Origin of the sequence: Kribbella sp. NPDC049227 (assembly GCF_043197265.1) — a bacterium.
Classification (GTDB): domain Bacteria; phylum Actinomycetota; class Actinomycetes; order Propionibacteriales; family Kribbellaceae; genus Kribbella.
The window spans coordinates 808977-824768 of the sequence record NZ_JBICST010000004.1; the positions used below are offsets into that span (position 1 = coordinate 808977).

Sequence of the window (15792 nt, forward strand, 5' to 3'; positions counted from 1 at the left end):
CGTACCCGATCCGCTACCAGGAGCACCCGCGCTTGGGTGCGTTGGAACTCGACGACATGCGGTGACGAACCATGCAATCTCGTGGTTCAGCGGATCCGAGAACGACCCCCCACACCCACGAGTGCGGTGAGTCTCGTGGCGGCGGCCTGAGATCGCTAAACGCCTCAGCTCGAACGAGGGGTCTCTCGAACGATGCGTGTCCCAAGCGACAGCACCGTCTTCCGTCGTGTAGTGACCCAAGAACCCGCGAGATGCAGCCGCACATGTCTAAGCTAAGTCGGGACTACGTGTCCTCCACCGCGGTCTTGCCAGCGCAGCGTGGGGCTGGCAGGTCTCGATAGGCCGAGGCCGTCACGGCACATCGCGGAGAGATCTTCATCGCCGAGGCCGTGAAGCCGCTGAGCGAGCCGTTGACGCCCTGGTCGTTCTCCGGGCTGAGCTACCGAAAACTGTCGGGACCAACTGGGATGAGGGTACCTACACGCATTGTGAGCGAGAACTCAACAACCTTGAGCAACTCTCTCTGCGGCTACCCGATCCGTATCTCCGCCGAGTGGTTGACACGGCGTCACGGGCGCTTGGATACGCCGACCAGATCAGTCAGTGGAGCAGCATCAATCTCTGGCCACATCAGATTGTCAGGCGGGCCTGCTCCGATGCGATCGACGCGCTGGGTGGGTACCTCGCGAGGGGTCTCTGCCGTCTGACATGTCGGCCGATCTGCAAGCCCTCGCCTTGGCATATGACGAGACCATCGCTGAGCTGAAGTCGCAGGACGAACAGCAGCGAGAGTGGGAACGCGAGGAGCGAGAGCGGCGCGCACAGAAGTCATCGGCGGTGGAAGGCGACACAGGTGACGAGAATTGAAGGGCATGCGGAGGGCACGGGCAACGTTCGCGGGCACATTTTTCAGGCGACCGTGCAAAATACGTGCAGACGCGCGGGTTGCTGTAGCTTCGCGACCTTGCGTTTGCGCAGGTCAGGGCAACATTCGGAGCGTGCGGACGCCTTGGCCTTGAAAACCGGTATGGCGGGTGACCGTCATCGTGGGTTCGAATCCCACACCCTCCGCCGACCGACTGCGAGAAGCGGGCTCTGAGGCCGAGCGCCATGGGTCTTGACGGGGACAGCTGGGAGAGTTGGCGGCGACAGGCCAGGCCGCCGGAACTCCGAGGCTGTGGGTAGGCGCCGGCAACCGGAGTCGAGATGCGAGACCCTTCTGCGGTCACCGGCCGATCGACAGGCGGGCGGCCCGTGGCCTTCACGCCCGGGAACAACGGCCCGGGCACGGCCCACGTCTCATCTGAGATCACGTCACGCGACACAAGCACAAGGCTGCGCCCGACGACTTCGAAGACCCTCTAGCAACACGCTCCGAGGCTGACCGAGACTCGTTGCCCGCGCGCACCACGAAGCGTCTACTGGTCAGCTGGGATCGGTGAACGAGATCGGCTTGCCGGTGGCCTGGGCGTAGGCGATCTCCCTGCTTGTGGACTCGCCGATGTACCCGCCTGGGTTGACGACCAGAACCCGGTCAGCCAGGTCGATCTTGCGCAGGTGGAGGGCGTCCAGCGCGGTCTTCTGCTCGGTGGTGATCAACTCGTCTGCGTCGTGATCCTCGGCGGGCCGGAAGACGCCTGGCGCGACGACGATGACACCTGCGAAGGTCAGATCACGGTTCGCCGCGCGCATCTCGTCCACGAACCGGGTAGAGCCGCAGATGCAGACAATCTCAGGTCGGTCGGGCACGGCTCAGTCCTTCGGGTCGAACGGGAAACCGTCAGTGTGCGCGTAGACATCCCAGACGGGCATACGAGCCAACAGTTTACGTAGCGAGATGGACACCACGCGGCTGCACCCTCGCCGGCAGGAGGCGTGGCCCGTGCCGGGAATGACGCTGCTCGACGCCGAAGTCTGGGGTGCACCCAGCTCACCAGCTTCCTTCAGCAATACGGCCTGGGCGGGTTGCCCTGGTCGGCCGAGTGGGCGACGGTGCGCGCACCGAGCACGAATGACTACCGCCGAACTCAGACCGCGCAGTGATCAGTTTCCTGCGCCGAGCCGATCTAGACTCCCGAGACCGACTGTTCGGTGAGAATTTCTGCGCCGGCTGTCGGATCCGAGGTGGGGCGTTCGTAGCAGTGGTGAGCGGCGGCCCGGACGCGGCCGCCGGGACTAGGAGTGATGAGATGCGACCCCTCCGACAGAAGGGCGTGGCGCCATGCGGAAACTGATCTACGGCATGAACCTGACCCTGGATGGCTACATCGCCGCGCCCGGCGACGACATCGGCTGGGGCGCGCCGAGCGACGAGCTGTTTCAGTGGTGGCTCGACCAGGAGTTGGCGATCGGGCTGTTGATGTACGGGCGCAAGCTGTGGGAGACGATGAGTTCCCACTGGCCGACCGGCGACCAGCAGCCCGACGCCACCCCGGCGCAGATCGAGTTCGCGCGGAACTGGCGGGACACGCCGAAGGTGGTGTTCTCCTCGACGATCGACAAGGTCGACTGGAACACCCGCCTGGTCACCGGCGACGCCGTAGCCGAGATCACCCGGCTCAAGGCCGACGACGGCGAGCCGATGAGGGTCGGTGGCGCCACGCTCGCTGGGGCGGCCATGCGGGCCGGGCTGGTCGACGAGTACGAGATCGTCACCCATCCGGTGCTGGTGGGCGGCGGCACCCCGTTCTTCACCGCGCTGGACAGCTGGGTGAACCTGAACCTGGTGGAGACGCGGACATTTCCCGGCGGCGTGATCCTGACCAGGTACGAGACGAGGCGCTGAACGGTGCCTGTGCGTGCCGTGCGGTGCCAGTGGTGTGTCGTGTTTCTCCTTCTGTACAAGGAGAATCTGACGCTGAGGCGTTGAGGTGGATCGGCCGCGTGCCGCTGCCGTGGAGCTTTGTCCGTAGTACGGTCTTCGCATGACGCGACCGCGGATGCAGATTGGGGCGGTCACGATCACGGCGGCACCGGCTCCGCACGCCGGGGGGCTGGCCAGGTTCTATGAGCGGCTCCTGGGCTGGCGAATCGTCGATGAAGGGCCGAGGGGCGGTTGGGTCCAGCTCCACCCGCCTGAGGGCGAGGTCGCGCCGACGCTGCTCGGCATCAACATCGAGTCTGACGAGGAGCACGAGCGGCCTGTCTGGCCGAGCAAGCCCGGCGGTCAGAACGCGACAATGCACCTCGACATCGGCGTAGATGACCTCGACGAGGCGGTGGCGTGGGCGCTCCAAGCAGGCGCGAGTCTCGCCGAGGATCAGCCGCAGGAGCACGTCCGGGTCATGCTCGACCCGCACGGTAACCCTTTCTGCTTGTGCCGCTGACCTCCCCACCTGCCCCACATGCCGGATCACGGCCGTGGGCATCCACCGGGCCACGTGCGCTCTGCTGGCAGCCAGGACTGACCCCGGTGTGACTCCAAACGACCTGCAACAGTCGGCGACGGTGAGCACCTGGTCGTCGGCCGGCCGAGCGCAATCGAGCAGGTCGCAATCGGGCTGCCTGCCGCTACGGATCACAAGCTTGTGCCCTCTATGTGCCTGCCGGGTACTCGTTGGTGGTCACTCACGAAGTGTGGTTCAGGCTCGGAGAGCTGCTCTGCGCGGGCGGTCGTTCCAGTCTGGACACTCCACCAGTCGATCGCGATGAATGGCGCCTGCTAGCCTCCTGCGCTGATGGCTTCTTCCACCGATCGCCACGGCACCCGGCACACCTCCAGTCTGTACGTTCGCATACCAGATGATCTTCCGGTCCTGCTCTGCAGCGGCCGGCTCGCTTACGGACTCCGGCTGACCCACCGCAAGCTGCTGACCGTCCACCTGCCGATCGCCGCCGTGCTGTCCCTGATCGCGATCCGGTCCTGGCGGGTGACGATCGTAGTGCTGGCCGTGGTCGCCCTGCATTACGTGCTGACCTGCCTCGACGCCGCCGGAAGGGCCGGCTCGCCGCTGCTGGGCGCGGACAACCGCGGCCTTTTCCTCCGGCCGAACGGCATCCTCCGGCCAGCCCTGCACCTGCCCTGGCCGGAGGTGAAGGAGCTGGCCGTCCGGCGGTCCGGCGGCGTGTGGATGCTGTGTGTCACGCCGCGCAACCCCGGCGAGGTCCAGCGGGCGCAGGAGCGGGAGACGGCCGGGCGCTTCTACGGCTTCTGGCGCATCGTGGGCTATCAGCGCACAGTACGGCGGCTGGGCACGAGCCTGTTCGTGCCGATCGTCGGCGCCGACCCGGATCGGCTGCTCGCCGACCTGAACGTACAGCGCCAGCCAAGTAGCCGCAGGGCCGCTTGGTCTTGAAAACCGGTAGGGGCGGGTGACCGTCCTCGTGGGTTCGAATCCCACACCCTCCGCTCAAATCCTCGCGAAAGTGACATCAACCGGCCCGCACCCAACTGGCGCTGGGTCTCTAGGTGGCGGCGCTTCGGATTCCGAGGGTTAGGAGTACCAGGGACGTGGTCCTGGCGACTGCCTGTTTGAAGCGGGGTTTCTGGAGGGTGCGTGAGGCGCGCTGGATGAGGAAGGTCCAGGTCATCAGCCAGGTCATGATCAGCAGCGCGTGGGCAGTGGCCAGGGTGAGGATCTGGCCACCGAAGGATTGGCGGGGTGCTATGAACTGGGGCACCAGCGTCAAGTAGATCGAGGCCGCCTTCGGGTTGAGGACGTTGGCGAGCAATGCTTGGGCGTAGATCGAGTCGACCCGCTTCGGCAGTCGCCGACGCGAGGGTGTGGGTACGGAGTGCAGCCTGGCGGAACGCCAAGTCCACAGGGCCAAGCCGATGAGGTAGGCGGCACCGACGAGCTTGACGGCCGCGAACGCCTGGCTCGAGCGCATGACCAGGGCTGACAGGCCGGCGATCGCCAGCGTGGCGTGGATGTACAGACCGGTGGCGGTGCCGAGGATGACAGGCAGGGCCTGGCGGCGTCCTTTGTCGGTGACATGGTGGATCAGCAGCGCCAGGCTGGCTCCGGGAGTGGCGATCAAGGGGAAGACGGCCGCCAGAAATCCGGCGACCGCGTAGGGATGGACCACGATGGCTCCAGCGCGTTCGAGCAACATCAGAGGACGACGCGGTAGTGGGTGGTCAGGCGAGCGTTGTCGTCGAGGATGTGGAAAGCGAGGCCGGGCGGCTGCTCGAGGTCTGCGGGTTGGTCGCCCTCCCACGGCAGGCGCAAGGTCCAGGTGATCGCCGGCCCGACGATCAGGGGCCGGGCGGCGAAGATCGACGCTGCTGCGGTGTGCGCGTGGCCGGTGATGACGGCGGCAACCTGCGGATGTGCTTCGAGCAGGCCGGCCAGTTGTCCGGGATGTTCGAGCATGCCTGAGTCCGCCAGAGGGTGGTGCAGCACGACCGGCGGCTGATGGAAAGCCAGCAGCGCCGGAGCGTTTCGCGGGAGGGCGCTGAGGGTGGTCTCGATCCAGCCGATTGTCTCGTCGTCCAGCCGGCCCTCATCGCGACCCGGGATGGTGACGTCGCACATCAGGATGGTCGTGCCCGAGATGTGGTGAACCTGATTGATCGGGCCGTCGCTCGGTGCCTCACCGAGCAATGACTTGCGGTACGCCGGCCTCGCGTCGTGGTTCCCCGGACAGGTGAGCACCGGGAAGTCGGCGGTCAGGAGCTGAGCCGCCTCCTCGTACTCGGCCTCCTCACCGTGATCGGCGATGTCGCCGGTGACCAGCAGAGCGTCAACCTGTCGGGGCAGAGCCCTCAGGTAATCCATGACGCGGACGGCCCGTCGGGTCGCCCGATCGCTGCCGTCCAGGTGGAGGTCGCTGATCTGTGCAAAGAGAGCCGTCATGTCGCTGTCTCCTCTTGATCGCCGGGACAACTCCGAAGCCCGGACCCTAATGGAAGTTTTCAGTTTGCCGTTAGAGACCGTAGACTGCTGCGAGCGAGCTGATCAACTGATTTGACGACGATGCGCCGACGGAAGGGATGGCGAATGGAGCGCTGGCTGGCACTGGAACTGGCGAGCACGATCCGCCACGACGGGCAGGGTGGTGTCGTCGACGATCTCGCCACGATCGAAGGAACAAGTCGCTGGATCCACGCGCAGGCAGAGCTGCTGGCCGGGGACGTCTCGCCTGACGATCTGACAGCGGATGAACCTCTCAGACTCGGGATCATCGAGCTCCGGCGCGCCGTACGGGCGTTGTTCGCGCGGACAGTCAGCCCCGCTCCCCCGAGCCCAGCAGATGCGCAGCGCCTCATGCCCGCCGACCAGGCGATAGCCCAGCTCAACGCGGCCGCAGCCCGCGAGTTGGTTGCCCCTCAGTTGAACTGGCCCACCGACGGAGCCCCCACCGCCCGCCTGCTGTCGGCGGAGGACAATGCACAGGTTCGGCTCGTCGCAGTCCTGGCCCGTGCCGCCATCGACTTCCTCAGCGGCCCACAGCGCACGCACCTGCGATCCTGCACGGCGCCACGCTGCGTACGCTATTTCGTCAAGAGCCACGGCCGGCAGGAATGGTGCAAACCCTCCTGCGGCAACCGAGCCCGAGCAGCCCGCCACTACAAGCGTCACCACCATGAATCCGCCAGCGACTCCCTCTCCTGAACATCCACGATCGCGAGTCTGACCGGAGTGGCGAACTGACTGACTGACATGATCAAGGAAGGCGGGGCGCGCAGGCCGCTCCAAGGGGTGGTGGCCCGCCAGAAGCATCTCCTGTGAGATGTAGCGGCGGGCACCATGGACGACATGCAGGCGACTGTGAGAGATGGGCAGGCGGGTCAGGCGCCCACACTGTTCTTGATGGTGGGTCTTCCCGGGTCCGGGAAGACGCTTCGAGCGCGGGAGCTGGCGGCGGAGCGCGGAGCCCTGCAGCTCACTGCCGACGACTGGGCGCTGTCCCTCTTCGGCCAAGAGGACCGTCACCAGGAGCCCGGCGGCAAGCGGTGGCTGCTGGAGGGTCGGCTCGTCGCACTGGCCATCGATGCCCTGCGCCTGCGGCTCAGCGTCGTTCTTGACTTCGGATTCTGGTCGCGCGATGAGCGCTCCGCCCTGCGCTGGATGGCCGCTTCGGTGGGAGCGTCATGTGTGATCGTGTACCTGCCTGTGGAACGCGAGGAGCAATGGCGCCGGATTCAGAACCGCTGGAAACACACGCCAGAGCAGACATTCCCTATGGCCGAGGCTGAGCTCGACCCCTGGAGAGAGCAGTTCGAGGTCCCCGACGCGGACGAGCTCTCCGGTTCGTTTCTGCCCTCCCCGCCGCCCGGGGATGAGAGCTGGTTCGACTGGGCACAGCGATTTTGGCCCTCCCTCGCTCAGAGCTTGAACGGACGACTCTCCGAGAGGTGACGGTCTGCGGCGTGGGCGCCGCGTAGGCCGAGCGACGCCCTCCTACGTCGAAGCCGTTCGGCTCGAGTCCGCATGCCGGCTTCTGGAGACCACCAACAGGACCATCGAGCAGATCGCCAAGACCTGCGGTTTCGGCACTCCCGAGACCATGAACCGCGCATTCCGCCGGCGCCTGGCCCTGCGTACGCACGGGCACAGGAGCCGGCCAGTCTTTCCGGGGGCAGAAAAAAGGAAGGTGAGCAGATGCTCCCTTCCATTATTAATCTATAACGCAGACCGGGGCTTGCCGCAAGCCCCGGTTGATGCTTCACAATCGTCGGCCGTGGCCATTAATCCTTCGGACCTTCGAGGTGAAGAAACCCTGTCCACCAGTGCGTTCGACCTTCCCGAGAACCTCACTGCCAAAGCCGAACCGGCGCTGATCGCCGGTGACGACAAGCACTTCGCGGCGATCGCGGAGTCGCTGGAGCGGTCGATCGCCGAACTGTCCGCCCGTCTCGACGAGACCCGGAAAGAGGCCGGCGGCATCGGTCAAGGCGCGATGGACCGTGACCTCGAGGTGCACCGGCTGACCAGCCGGCTGCGCACCCTGCGGCGGTTCGGGCTGGACCTGTGCCTCGGTCACATCGTCAGCGCCGACGACCCCGAGCAGCCGGTGTACATCGGCCGGCTCGGCCTGACCGACAGCGACGGCCGCCGGCTGCTGATCGACTGGCGTTCCCCAGCGGCCGAGCCGTTCTTCGGAGCGACGCACGGCAACCCGATGGGCCTGCTCAGCCGCCGCCGGTACCGCTGGACCCGCGGCCGGATCACCGACTACTGGGACGAGGTGTTCACCGCCGACGAGTTCGCCCGTCACGCCGCCGCCCTCGACGACCAGTCCGCGTTCGTCGCCAGTCTGGGCAGCAGCCGGTCGCCCCGGATGCGCGACGTTCTCGGCACGATCCAGGCCGACCAGGACGCGATCATCCGGGCCGGCTCCCGAGGTGCGCTGATTGTCGACGGCGGTCCGGGCACCGGGAAGACAGTCGTCGCGCTGCACCGCTCGGCGTACCTGCTCTACTCGGATCCGCGGCTGGACCAGCGGCGCGGCGGCGTACTGTTCGTCGGTCCGCACCAGCCGTACCTGGCGTACGTCGGCGATGTGCTGCCGAGCCTGGGCGAGGACGGGGTCCAGACCTGCACGCTGCGGGACCTGGTTCCCGAGGGTGCTTCGGTTCCTGCCGAGGCCGATCCGGAGGTGGCCAGGCTGAAGTCGTCCGCCGGCATGGTGAAGGCGATCGAGCCGGCCGTCGGGCTGTACGAGGAGGCGCCGACCAAGCCGATGACAGTGGTGACGCACTGGTCCGAGATCTATCTGAGTACGGCGAACTGGGCCGAGGCGTTCGGAGCCGCGGATCCCGGTACGCCGCACAACCTGGCGCGCGACGAGGTCTGGGACGAACTGCTCACGATCCTGATCGACAAGCACGAGGAGGAGTACGAGGACGACGACGTCTCCGAGGAGTTGCTACGCCGGTCGCTGGAGCAGAACGAGGACCTGCGGACGACGTTCGACAAGGCGTGGCCGTTGATCGATCCGTACGACCTGGTCGGAGATCTGTGGTCGGTGCCGGCGTACCTGCGCAGGTGCGCGCCGTGGCTCTCGCCCGAGGAGGTCAGGCTGCTGCAGCGGTCCGACGTACAGGCGTGGACGGTGTCCGACCTGCCGCTGCTGGATGCCGCGCGGCAGCGGCTCGGTGATCCGGAGGCATCCCGGCGTCGGCGTCGGCGGCGGGCTGCGGCGGCTGCCGAGCGGGAGCGGATGGCCGGCGTGGTCGACAACCTGATCGAGGCCGGTGACGAAGCGTACGGCGGCGGACTGGTGTCGATGCTCCGTGGCGAGGACTTCGTGAAAGCGCTCGTCGACGAGGCTGGGCTGGCGACCGCCGACCCGGACCTGTTGGCCGGGCCGTTCGCGCATGTCGTGGTGGACGAGGCGCAGGAGTTGACCGATGCGGAGTGGCAGATGTTGTTGCTGCGCTGCCCGTCGCGCAGCTTCACGATCGTCGGGGACCGGGCGCAGGCCCGGCACGGGTTCACGGAGTCCTGGCAGGAGCGGCTCGAGCGGGTCGGACTCGATCAGATCAAGCTGGCGACGTTGACCGTCAACTACCGGACTCCGGATCAGGTCATGGCCGAAGCCGAGCCGATGATCCGGGCGGCGCTGCCGGACGCGAACGTCCCGACCTCCATCCGCCACGGCGATCACCCGGTCGTCCATGGTCCGATCGCCGACCTCGGCGGGATCCTGGAGAGCTGGCTCGCCGGCCAGCCCGATGGTGTCGCGTGCGTGATCACCGCGGACGGTACGACGCCTGCCGGGGTGCCGGTCGATGCACGCATCCGTTCACTGACACCGGTCCTGGCGAAGGGCCTCGAATTCGATTTGGTCATCCTCGTCGACCCGGACACCTACGGCGAAGGAATCGAGGGTGCCGTCGACCGGTACGTCGCCATGACCCGGGCAACCCAACGACTCACAATCCTCACTAGCTGAATCTCTTTGAATTGAGGAAGCAATTGCACAGCACGATCTTGAACGTCACCTTCGACTGCGGCGACTCTGCCGCTCAGGCCGAGTTCTGGAGCGGCGTCACCCGCTGGCCCGCGACGTACGTCGACATGCCGGGCAACCCCTTCTGGGTGGTTGCCCCAGACAACGAAGCCACCACTCGCCTCGTCTTTGTCCAGGTCCCCGAGCCCAAGACGGTCAAGAACCGGGTCCATCTCGACCTCCTGCCCCAGGGCGGCCCGCAGGACGAGGAGCTCGCCAGACTGCAGGCCATGGGCGCCACCATCGTCGACGACCGCCGTACCGCATCCCCCGGCGGCTGGGTCATGATGGCGGACCCCGAAGGGAACGAATTCTGTTTGGAACAAGGCGAGTGAGTGCTCAGGCGGCGGCGCGGACTTCGCGGAGGGCTTCGGACCAGGTGATGACCTCGTCGAGGACTGCCTTCAGGTTTGTCTCCTGATGGCCCTGCGGCTTGAACTCGCTGTAGGCGACGAAGTCCGTGGCCAGGTTCAGCGTCACCTGGGGACCGACGTCCGCGATCCGCAGTTGTGCCATCACCTGGCGAAGCTGTTCGACCGCCCTCGCGCCTCCGTCGGCTCCGTAGCTCACGAAGCCGGCCGCCTTGTGGTTCCACTCGGCGTACAGGAAGTCCAGCGCGTTCTTGAGGGCGGCCGGGATGCCGTGGTTGTACTCCGCGGTGACGAACACGAAACCGTCGAAGCGTTCGACGATCTCAGCCCAGCGCACGGTATGTGGGTGCTGCCCGCGCACCATCATGGGCACCCCGGGCTCGTCGAGCAGCGGCAGCCCGACCGCCTTGAGATCGACCAACTCGAACTCGGCCCCGCCATGCTGCCGCGCCTGCTCGTAGACCCAGGCGGCGACGCCCTCGCCGAGGCGGCCGGGGCGGGTGCTGCCGAGGATGACCGCAATCTTCGTCACTTGTCTGCCTTTCACTGGATTGCCAACGCCGTCGACGCTAGTCGCCGGGCTGAACACTCTCCATGCGCGAGCAGCTCCGAAAAATACGCGAGCGTCTGCACGTAGGCTGTCGAACATGGACGTGTTGAGCCAGCTCGTCTCGGCGACGCGGATGGGCCGACCGAGATCCTTCGTCGTCGAGTGCCATCCGCCATGGGCCCGGCGGTACTCCGCTGTCCCGGGCGCCGGCCTCCACCTGATCCTCGAAGGATCCGTGTACCTCGTCAGCCCGGGAGGTGCGATCACTTCGCTTGCGGTGGGCGACGTACTCCTGCTGCCGGCCGGCTCCGACCACATCCTCGCCGACGATCCGGCGCGGGAGGTCCGGCAGTTGGTCGACGACTCATCGGGGCAGTACGACGACGGCGTTGTGGTCATCGGACCGGACGGGCCGCGGCCGCCAGGCCCGCGGTCGGTCATGCTGTGCGGCGTCTACTTCTTCGACCAGGGGAGACGTCATCCCTTGCTCAGCCGGCTCCCCGACGTACTGCATCTGCCGGCACGTCTCGGCCGCCAGGGTGATCTCGGTGCCACCGTTTCTCTCCTCGCCGATGAGTTGTCGGCTCGTCGACCGGGGAGTGACGCGGCCGTCTCGTCCCTGCTCGACCTCCTCTTCATCCAGATCCTGCGCAGCTGGCATGAGGAACACCCGGATGCTGCCTGGAGCACAGCTCTCGAGGACGTCTTCGTGGGCAAGGCCCTCAGCACGATGCACGACCAACCCGACAGGTCGTGGACGGTCGCCGATCTCGCGGATCTGGTCGGACTGTCGCGTGCGGCGTTCGCCAAACGCTTCACGCACCTGGTCGGCCAGTCACCCGTCACCTACCTCACCTGGTGGCGCATGACCGTCGCCGGCCAATTGCTACGCAGTACCGACCTCTTGCTCGCCCAGATCGCGGCTCGGGTCGGGTACGCCACCGAGTACGCCTTCGCCGCCGCCTTCAAACGCGAGTACGGCGTTACCCCGGGCTCCTACCGCAAGAGCTCCTTGTGAGGTGACTCACACGAGTCGTGCATTTCAGCCGCGGCCCGTGCTGGGGTCGAGGTGAGTGATCGGGCCTCGGCGAAGGGATGCGGACGTGGATGTGGACGGTGCGGCACAGCGGCTCGGGTTCGGGGCGGCGGATCGTGCGTGGCTGCGGGGATTGCCGGTCGGCGAGGACGTGCAGCTACCGGATGAGGCCGAGTCGCTGATGGAGTACTGCGGGGTGGCCGCGGCTGATCGTCGGGCGATGCTCGCAGCGCGGCCGGACCCAGTGCGGGATCCGGACTGGTGGGCAGTCATGTCAGCCATGGCTGGTGAGCTCGACCAGAAGATGGGTCACGCAGTCCCGTCGACCGGCTTCAAGGCGTGGCCGACGGTGCCCGCCTCGGCATCGCCAGTGGGGTTGTTCGCCGCTGCGTGGGCGTTGCTGGCGCAGCTGCCTCGGCTGCTCGAGCTGCATGCGCAGCGGGGTGTTCCGGAGTCGGTGAGCGTCGCCACGGTCTCCGCACTGGGAGGTGTGATGGCGACTCATCGTCAGATCACCGGTCGCGCCGGCGTGGGGCTGATGTATCTCTGGGGACCGCCGCTGAGGTTCCGCGGTGCGGACTACGAGATCGGCCGGCATGATTTCACCCGAGCCCAGCTGGGACTCGGAGACGGAGTCTCCGGACACGTGCTGATGATGCATATCCCGCCGATCGGTCCGCTGGACTCGCAGGCTTCCGAACAATCCGTTGCCACGGCAGCAGAGTCGTTCGCCCAGTGGTATCCAGAGGAACCGCTGACGGCATTCGTCTGTACGTCGTGGCTGCTCGACCCACAGCTGTCCGAGTACCTGCGGCCGGACTCCAACATCATCCGCTTCCAGCAGCGCTTCAACCTCCTCCCCCTCGTGCCGCCCGACGACCCCAGCGAAGGCGACCGCGAACTCATGCGCCTGGGCCTGCACCTGCCAGTGCCCGAAGGCCCGTTGAACGACGAAGCTCTGGCCCGAGTGCCGCAAGACACCACCCTCCAACGCGCCTACGTCACCCACCTACGCTCCGGCCGCCACTGGCACAACCGCACCGGCATCCTCCACTCGGACCTGCCATGGAGCTGACGCGGCGCGCGTTGGAGTACGTCGGTGGATTGTCGGTGGGTGCTGGAGTCGAGCCGGGGTTGCGGGTGACGGTGAATTTTCAGTCTGGGGTTCGGGTGGTGGAGGGGCTGGTGGGGGATGGGGTTTATGGGTCGCAGTTCGTTACCGGGACCAGTAATGGTGGGTTGACTGCGCACCAGGGTGGGGATCGGTGGCGGTGGGAGAATCGGATGTTTGGTGGGGTGTACGACGAGGCTGCGGCATGCGAGCGGCCGGTGTATGGCGCGTTGAACTTTCGGCGGAAGGCGGTGGGAGGTGCACCGCGGTTCGGGTCGGCGCATTTGCGGTTGAGTGCGGATGCGGTGGCTCGGTCGACGTTCTGCTATCCCGACAGCTGTTTGGAGCCGGAGCACTTCGGGGTGGCGGAGCGGATGGGGCTGATCGCGTTGGCTGAGGCGGACGACTGCGACGTACTGGACGCCTACATCGAGGCACAGGTGCACGGACCGGTGCGGCTGGACCGGGATGTCGAGGCGCTGGTGCTGGATCCGAGCTACCGCGGTACTCCGGTCGAGTCGGCGGCCGACCGGCTCGCATGTCCGGTGGAGTGGCACACCGGCTTCCGGTTGACCGTCGACGAGCTCAGACGACATCCGGAGTACCGCGGACCGCAGTACGTCGAGCTCGGCGCACGGATCGCGGTGGACGGCGTACTGACACCACGGGTGATCGATGACGCGGCGGGACAGTACGACGCGCAGGACCTGAAGCGGGTGTGGCACTACCTGGCACGGTTCGGCCTCCGCGGCTGACATGGTGGGGGTATGGAGCTGAGGATTCCCGTCGTGGGTGGCGAGGTTTGGGCGGAGCATTTGGCGGGGGATGGGGTGGCGGTGGTGTTGCTGCATCCTGGGATCGGTGACTCGCGGGTGTGGGATCCGGTGATGCCGGAGCTGACCGCGCGGCATCGGGTGGTGCGGTACGACGTGCGGGGGTACGGGCGATCGGACGCACCGACCGGTGAGTACTCGCGGCTCGAGGACCTGGTGGCGGTGCTGGATCAGTTGCAGCTCGAGCGGGTGGTGCTGGTCGGGTGCTCCATGGGTGGCGGTACGGCGCTGGGCCTCGCGCTGGCGGATCCCGGGCGGGTGCAGGGGCTGGTGCTGCTCTGTCCGGGGGTGCCCGGGTTCCCGATGCCGGACGAGCCCGAGATCGACGCGGAGTACGAGGCGCTCGTCGCCGCCGACGATATTGAAGGCCTCGTGCGGTTCGGGCTGAGGCTCGGCGCCGCGGCCGGCCATGACGACGCGGCGGTTGCTCAGATGCGAGCGGCCGTCCCGGGCTGGCTGACGCAGGACAAGTACTTTCGGCCCGATCCGCCGGTCTATGACAGGTTGCAGGAGGTGCTGGCCCCGACCGTGGTGATGGTGGGTGACAAGGATCAGCCGATCCTGGCCGCGGTTGCGGGGGCGACGGCGGCGCGGATCCAGGACGCCGAGTTCATCTGGATGCCCGGCGTCGACCACCTCCCGAGCCTCCGGAACCCAGCCCTCGTGGCCGAGACGATCCTCAGAGTGGCCGGCCGCTAGCGAGTTCCCACGAGGTTCTGGTGATGGCGAACTGACGGTAGAAGGACGGAGCGCCGAGGAACGGCTCTTCGTGGCCGCGACCGGTCTCGGTCATGCCGAGGGTGGTGAGGATGCGGATCGAGGGCCGGTTCGCGTCCACGGCCTCGGCCCAGATCTCCTGGAGGTCCAGTGCGTCGAAGCCGTGCGCGAGGCCGAGGCGGGCGACGGTGGTGCCGAGGCCCTGGCCCCAGCGGGCGGACGGACCGACGACGTACCCCAGTTCACGCCGATATGGCTCATCGCCGTGCAGGTCGACGTACCCGATCAACTCGTTGCCGGCGACTGCCGCGAGACGCAGGAGGTCGGAAGGTGGCCGGGTGACCAGCTTGTGCCAGTGGACCTCGTGGTCTGGCAGTGGCAGGTTGACGGTCCAGCCGGCGTGCTCGCAGAACCGCCGATCCTGTCCCCAGACGGCGTACGTCGCCACATCGGACAGGACCAGCGGGCGGAGAGACACGGCAGGCTCCATGCCACGAGCCTAGGCATGAGCTGGATACGACAGGTGTTGGTGGACCATCCGCCAGCCGTCGGCGGTCTTCTGGAAGACACGAGTCGCCCGGGACGTCGTCTCGACGCCGTCGGCCGTGATGTGATCGTTCGACCACGCGACAGCCAGGCTGCCGCCCACCGCCAGGCCAAAGTCAGGCACCACAAAGCTGATCGGGTTCGGGCTGGAGTCGAGGCCCGCCGCGCACACTGAGCGGACGGCCGCCTTCCCGGTGTAGTTGCCGTCGATCTCGTAGGACACGACGTCCTCGGCGATCGGCTCCATCAACGCGTCCAAGTCGCCGGCGGCCGTGCCAACCGACCAGCCGTCCAGCACACCGCGGATCTCGTCGGAGGCGACCGCCGGCGGTACGTCGTCGTGCGGGAACGAGTGGTGTTCGTGCGTCACGACCCACCGGCCGTCCTGCTTGCGCAGACCGATCGTCAGCCGGAGCCGGAGAGCCGGGTTGGCCTCGAACTCCTCGGCCGTCCCGCACCGCAGCAACGCAAAGGCGAACGCGACCTCCGCCCCCGCCACAACCTCCAGCGACTCCAGCGCGAACGACGCCCCGGCCCGTTGCCACTCGAAGAACCCGGGCCAGGTCTCGCGATAGGCGTCCATCCCGCGCACCCCGTCGTACGGCGGCGGTACGTCGTACATCACGATGTCGTCGGCGTGGTCGGTCAGGACCGTGTCCAGGTCGCCGGCGTGGACCGCGGTGACCCAGTTCTCGATCAGCGTGCGGATCTCCTGCTCGTCAGTCATC

Annotated in this window: 18 protein-coding genes, 1 tRNA gene and 1 pseudogene; 14 read left to right on the forward strand and 6 right to left on the reverse strand. The window is 67.0% G+C overall.

Annotation, left to right across the window (positions count from 1 at the left end):
- Positions 1-708: 708 nt before the first annotated feature.
- Complete coding sequence (locus tag ACGFH6_RS21685; RefSeq protein WP_393386489.1) at positions 709-867, forward strand: hypothetical protein; 159 nt, start codon at positions 709-711, stop codon at positions 865-867.
- A gap of 558 nt (positions 868-1425) precedes the next feature.
- On the opposite strand, the gene ACGFH6_RS21690 is transcribed toward ACGFH6_RS21685, so the two are convergent.
- Complete coding sequence (locus ACGFH6_RS21690) at positions 1426-1749, reverse strand: hypothetical protein (RefSeq protein WP_393386491.1); 324 nt, start codon at positions 1747-1749, stop codon at positions 1426-1428.
- Positions 1750-2221: 472 nt separating this feature from the next.
- On the opposite strand from ACGFH6_RS21690, the gene ACGFH6_RS21695 reads away from it, so the two are divergent.
- The 4 genes from ACGFH6_RS21695 to ACGFH6_RS21710 all read left to right on the forward strand — a co-directional run bounded on the left by ACGFH6_RS21695 (position 2222) and on the right by ACGFH6_RS21710 (position 4345).
- On the forward strand, positions 2222-2785 hold the full coding sequence (locus ACGFH6_RS21695) for a dihydrofolate reductase family protein (protein ID WP_393386493.1): 564 nt from the start codon (positions 2222-2224) through the stop codon (positions 2783-2785).
- A gap of 139 nt (positions 2786-2924) precedes the next feature.
- Positions 2925-3326, forward strand: a complete 402-nt coding sequence (locus tag ACGFH6_RS21700; RefSeq protein ID WP_393386496.1) for a VOC family protein — start codon at positions 2925-2927, stop codon at positions 3324-3326.
- 351 nt (positions 3327-3677) lie between these two features.
- Entirely contained in the window at positions 3678-4295 is a 618-nt protein-coding gene (locus ACGFH6_RS21705; RefSeq protein ID WP_393386499.1) for a hypothetical protein, read from the forward strand.
- Positions 4264-4345 (forward strand) — tRNA-Ser (locus ACGFH6_RS21710). Before ACGFH6_RS21705 ends, ACGFH6_RS21710 begins: the two co-directional genes overlap by 32 nt.
- 59 nt (positions 4346-4404) lie before the next feature.
- Here ACGFH6_RS21710 and ACGFH6_RS21715 read toward each other — a convergent pair.
- Positions 4405-5055 carry a LysE family translocator gene (locus tag ACGFH6_RS21715; RefSeq protein ID WP_393386502.1) on the reverse strand — a complete coding sequence of 217 codons (651 nt, stop codon included), beginning with the start codon at positions 5053-5055 and terminating at the stop codon, positions 4405-4407.
- The gene (locus ACGFH6_RS21720) at positions 5055-5798 is read right to left on the reverse strand and encodes a metallophosphoesterase (protein ID WP_393386504.1); all 744 of its coding nucleotides are present in this window, start codon (positions 5796-5798) and stop codon (positions 5055-5057) included. Before ACGFH6_RS21720 ends, ACGFH6_RS21715 begins: the two co-directional genes overlap by 1 nt.
- Before the next feature lie 144 nt (positions 5799-5942).
- Between ACGFH6_RS21720 and ACGFH6_RS21725 the strand changes: the two genes are divergently transcribed.
- From ACGFH6_RS21725 to ACGFH6_RS21745, 5 genes and pseudogenes are all read left to right on the forward strand, one after another.
- Positions 5943-6557, forward strand: a complete 615-nt coding sequence (locus ACGFH6_RS21725; protein WP_393386507.1) for a CGNR zinc finger domain-containing protein — start codon at positions 5943-5945, stop codon at positions 6555-6557.
- 135 nt (positions 6558-6692) lie between these two features.
- Entirely contained in the window at positions 6693-7304 is a 612-nt protein-coding gene (locus tag ACGFH6_RS21730; RefSeq protein ID WP_393386510.1) for an AAA family ATPase, read from the forward strand.
- Between the two features lie 4 nt (positions 7305-7308).
- Positions 7309-7470 (forward strand): annotated as a pseudogene (locus ACGFH6_RS21735) (helix-turn-helix domain-containing protein); the annotation flags it as partial.
- Between the two features lie 156 nt (positions 7471-7626).
- Entirely contained in the window at positions 7627-9843 is a 2217-nt protein-coding gene (helR, locus tag ACGFH6_RS21740; RefSeq protein WP_393386512.1) for an RNA polymerase recycling motor ATPase HelR, read from the forward strand.
- A 38-nt stretch (positions 9844-9881) separates the two neighbouring features.
- Complete coding sequence (locus ACGFH6_RS21745; protein ID WP_393386514.1) at positions 9882-10235, forward strand: VOC family protein; 354 nt, start codon at positions 9882-9884, stop codon at positions 10233-10235.
- Positions 10236-10239: 4 nt separating this feature from the next.
- Here the strand turns inward: ACGFH6_RS21745 and ACGFH6_RS21750 are convergent, their stop codons facing one another.
- Complete coding sequence (locus ACGFH6_RS21750; RefSeq protein ID WP_393386516.1) at positions 10240-10803, reverse strand: NADPH-dependent FMN reductase; 564 nt, start codon at positions 10801-10803, stop codon at positions 10240-10242.
- 115 nt (positions 10804-10918) lie between these two features.
- On the opposite strand from ACGFH6_RS21750, the gene ACGFH6_RS21755 reads away from it, so the two are divergent.
- The 4 genes from ACGFH6_RS21755 to ACGFH6_RS21770 all read left to right on the forward strand — a co-directional run bounded on the left by ACGFH6_RS21755 (position 10919) and on the right by ACGFH6_RS21770 (position 14500).
- A complete protein-coding gene (locus ACGFH6_RS21755; protein WP_393386518.1) occupies positions 10919-11839 on the forward strand; it encodes an AraC family transcriptional regulator in 921 nt (306 codons plus the stop codon).
- An 85-nt stretch (positions 11840-11924) separates the two neighbouring features.
- Positions 11925-12932 carry an acyltransferase domain-containing protein gene (locus ACGFH6_RS21760; RefSeq protein WP_393386521.1) on the forward strand — a complete coding sequence of 336 codons (1008 nt, stop codon included), beginning with the start codon at positions 11925-11927 and terminating at the stop codon, positions 12930-12932.
- The gene (locus tag ACGFH6_RS21765) at positions 12923-13723 is read left to right on the forward strand and encodes a DUF3626 domain-containing protein (RefSeq protein ID WP_393386524.1); all 801 of its coding nucleotides are present in this window, start codon (positions 12923-12925) and stop codon (positions 13721-13723) included. Before ACGFH6_RS21760 ends, ACGFH6_RS21765 begins: the two co-directional genes overlap by 10 nt.
- Before the next feature lie 12 nt (positions 13724-13735).
- Positions 13736-14500 (forward strand): alpha/beta fold hydrolase, encoded by a 765-nt coding sequence (locus ACGFH6_RS21770; protein ID WP_393386527.1) that lies wholly within the window; start codon positions 13736-13738, stop codon positions 14498-14500.
- Here the strand turns inward: ACGFH6_RS21770 and ACGFH6_RS21775 are convergent.
- Positions 14481-15008, reverse strand: coding sequence for a GNAT family N-acetyltransferase (locus ACGFH6_RS21775; RefSeq protein ID WP_393386530.1), 528 nt, complete (start codon positions 15006-15008; stop codon positions 14481-14483). The two genes, ACGFH6_RS21770 and ACGFH6_RS21775, sit on opposite strands and share 20 nt — an antisense overlap.
- Before the next feature lie 9 nt (positions 15009-15017).
- Positions 15018-15791 carry a YybH family protein gene (locus ACGFH6_RS21780; RefSeq protein WP_393386533.1) on the reverse strand — a complete coding sequence of 258 codons (774 nt, stop codon included), beginning with the start codon at positions 15789-15791 and terminating at the stop codon, positions 15018-15020.
- Position 15792 lies beyond the last annotated feature (1 nt).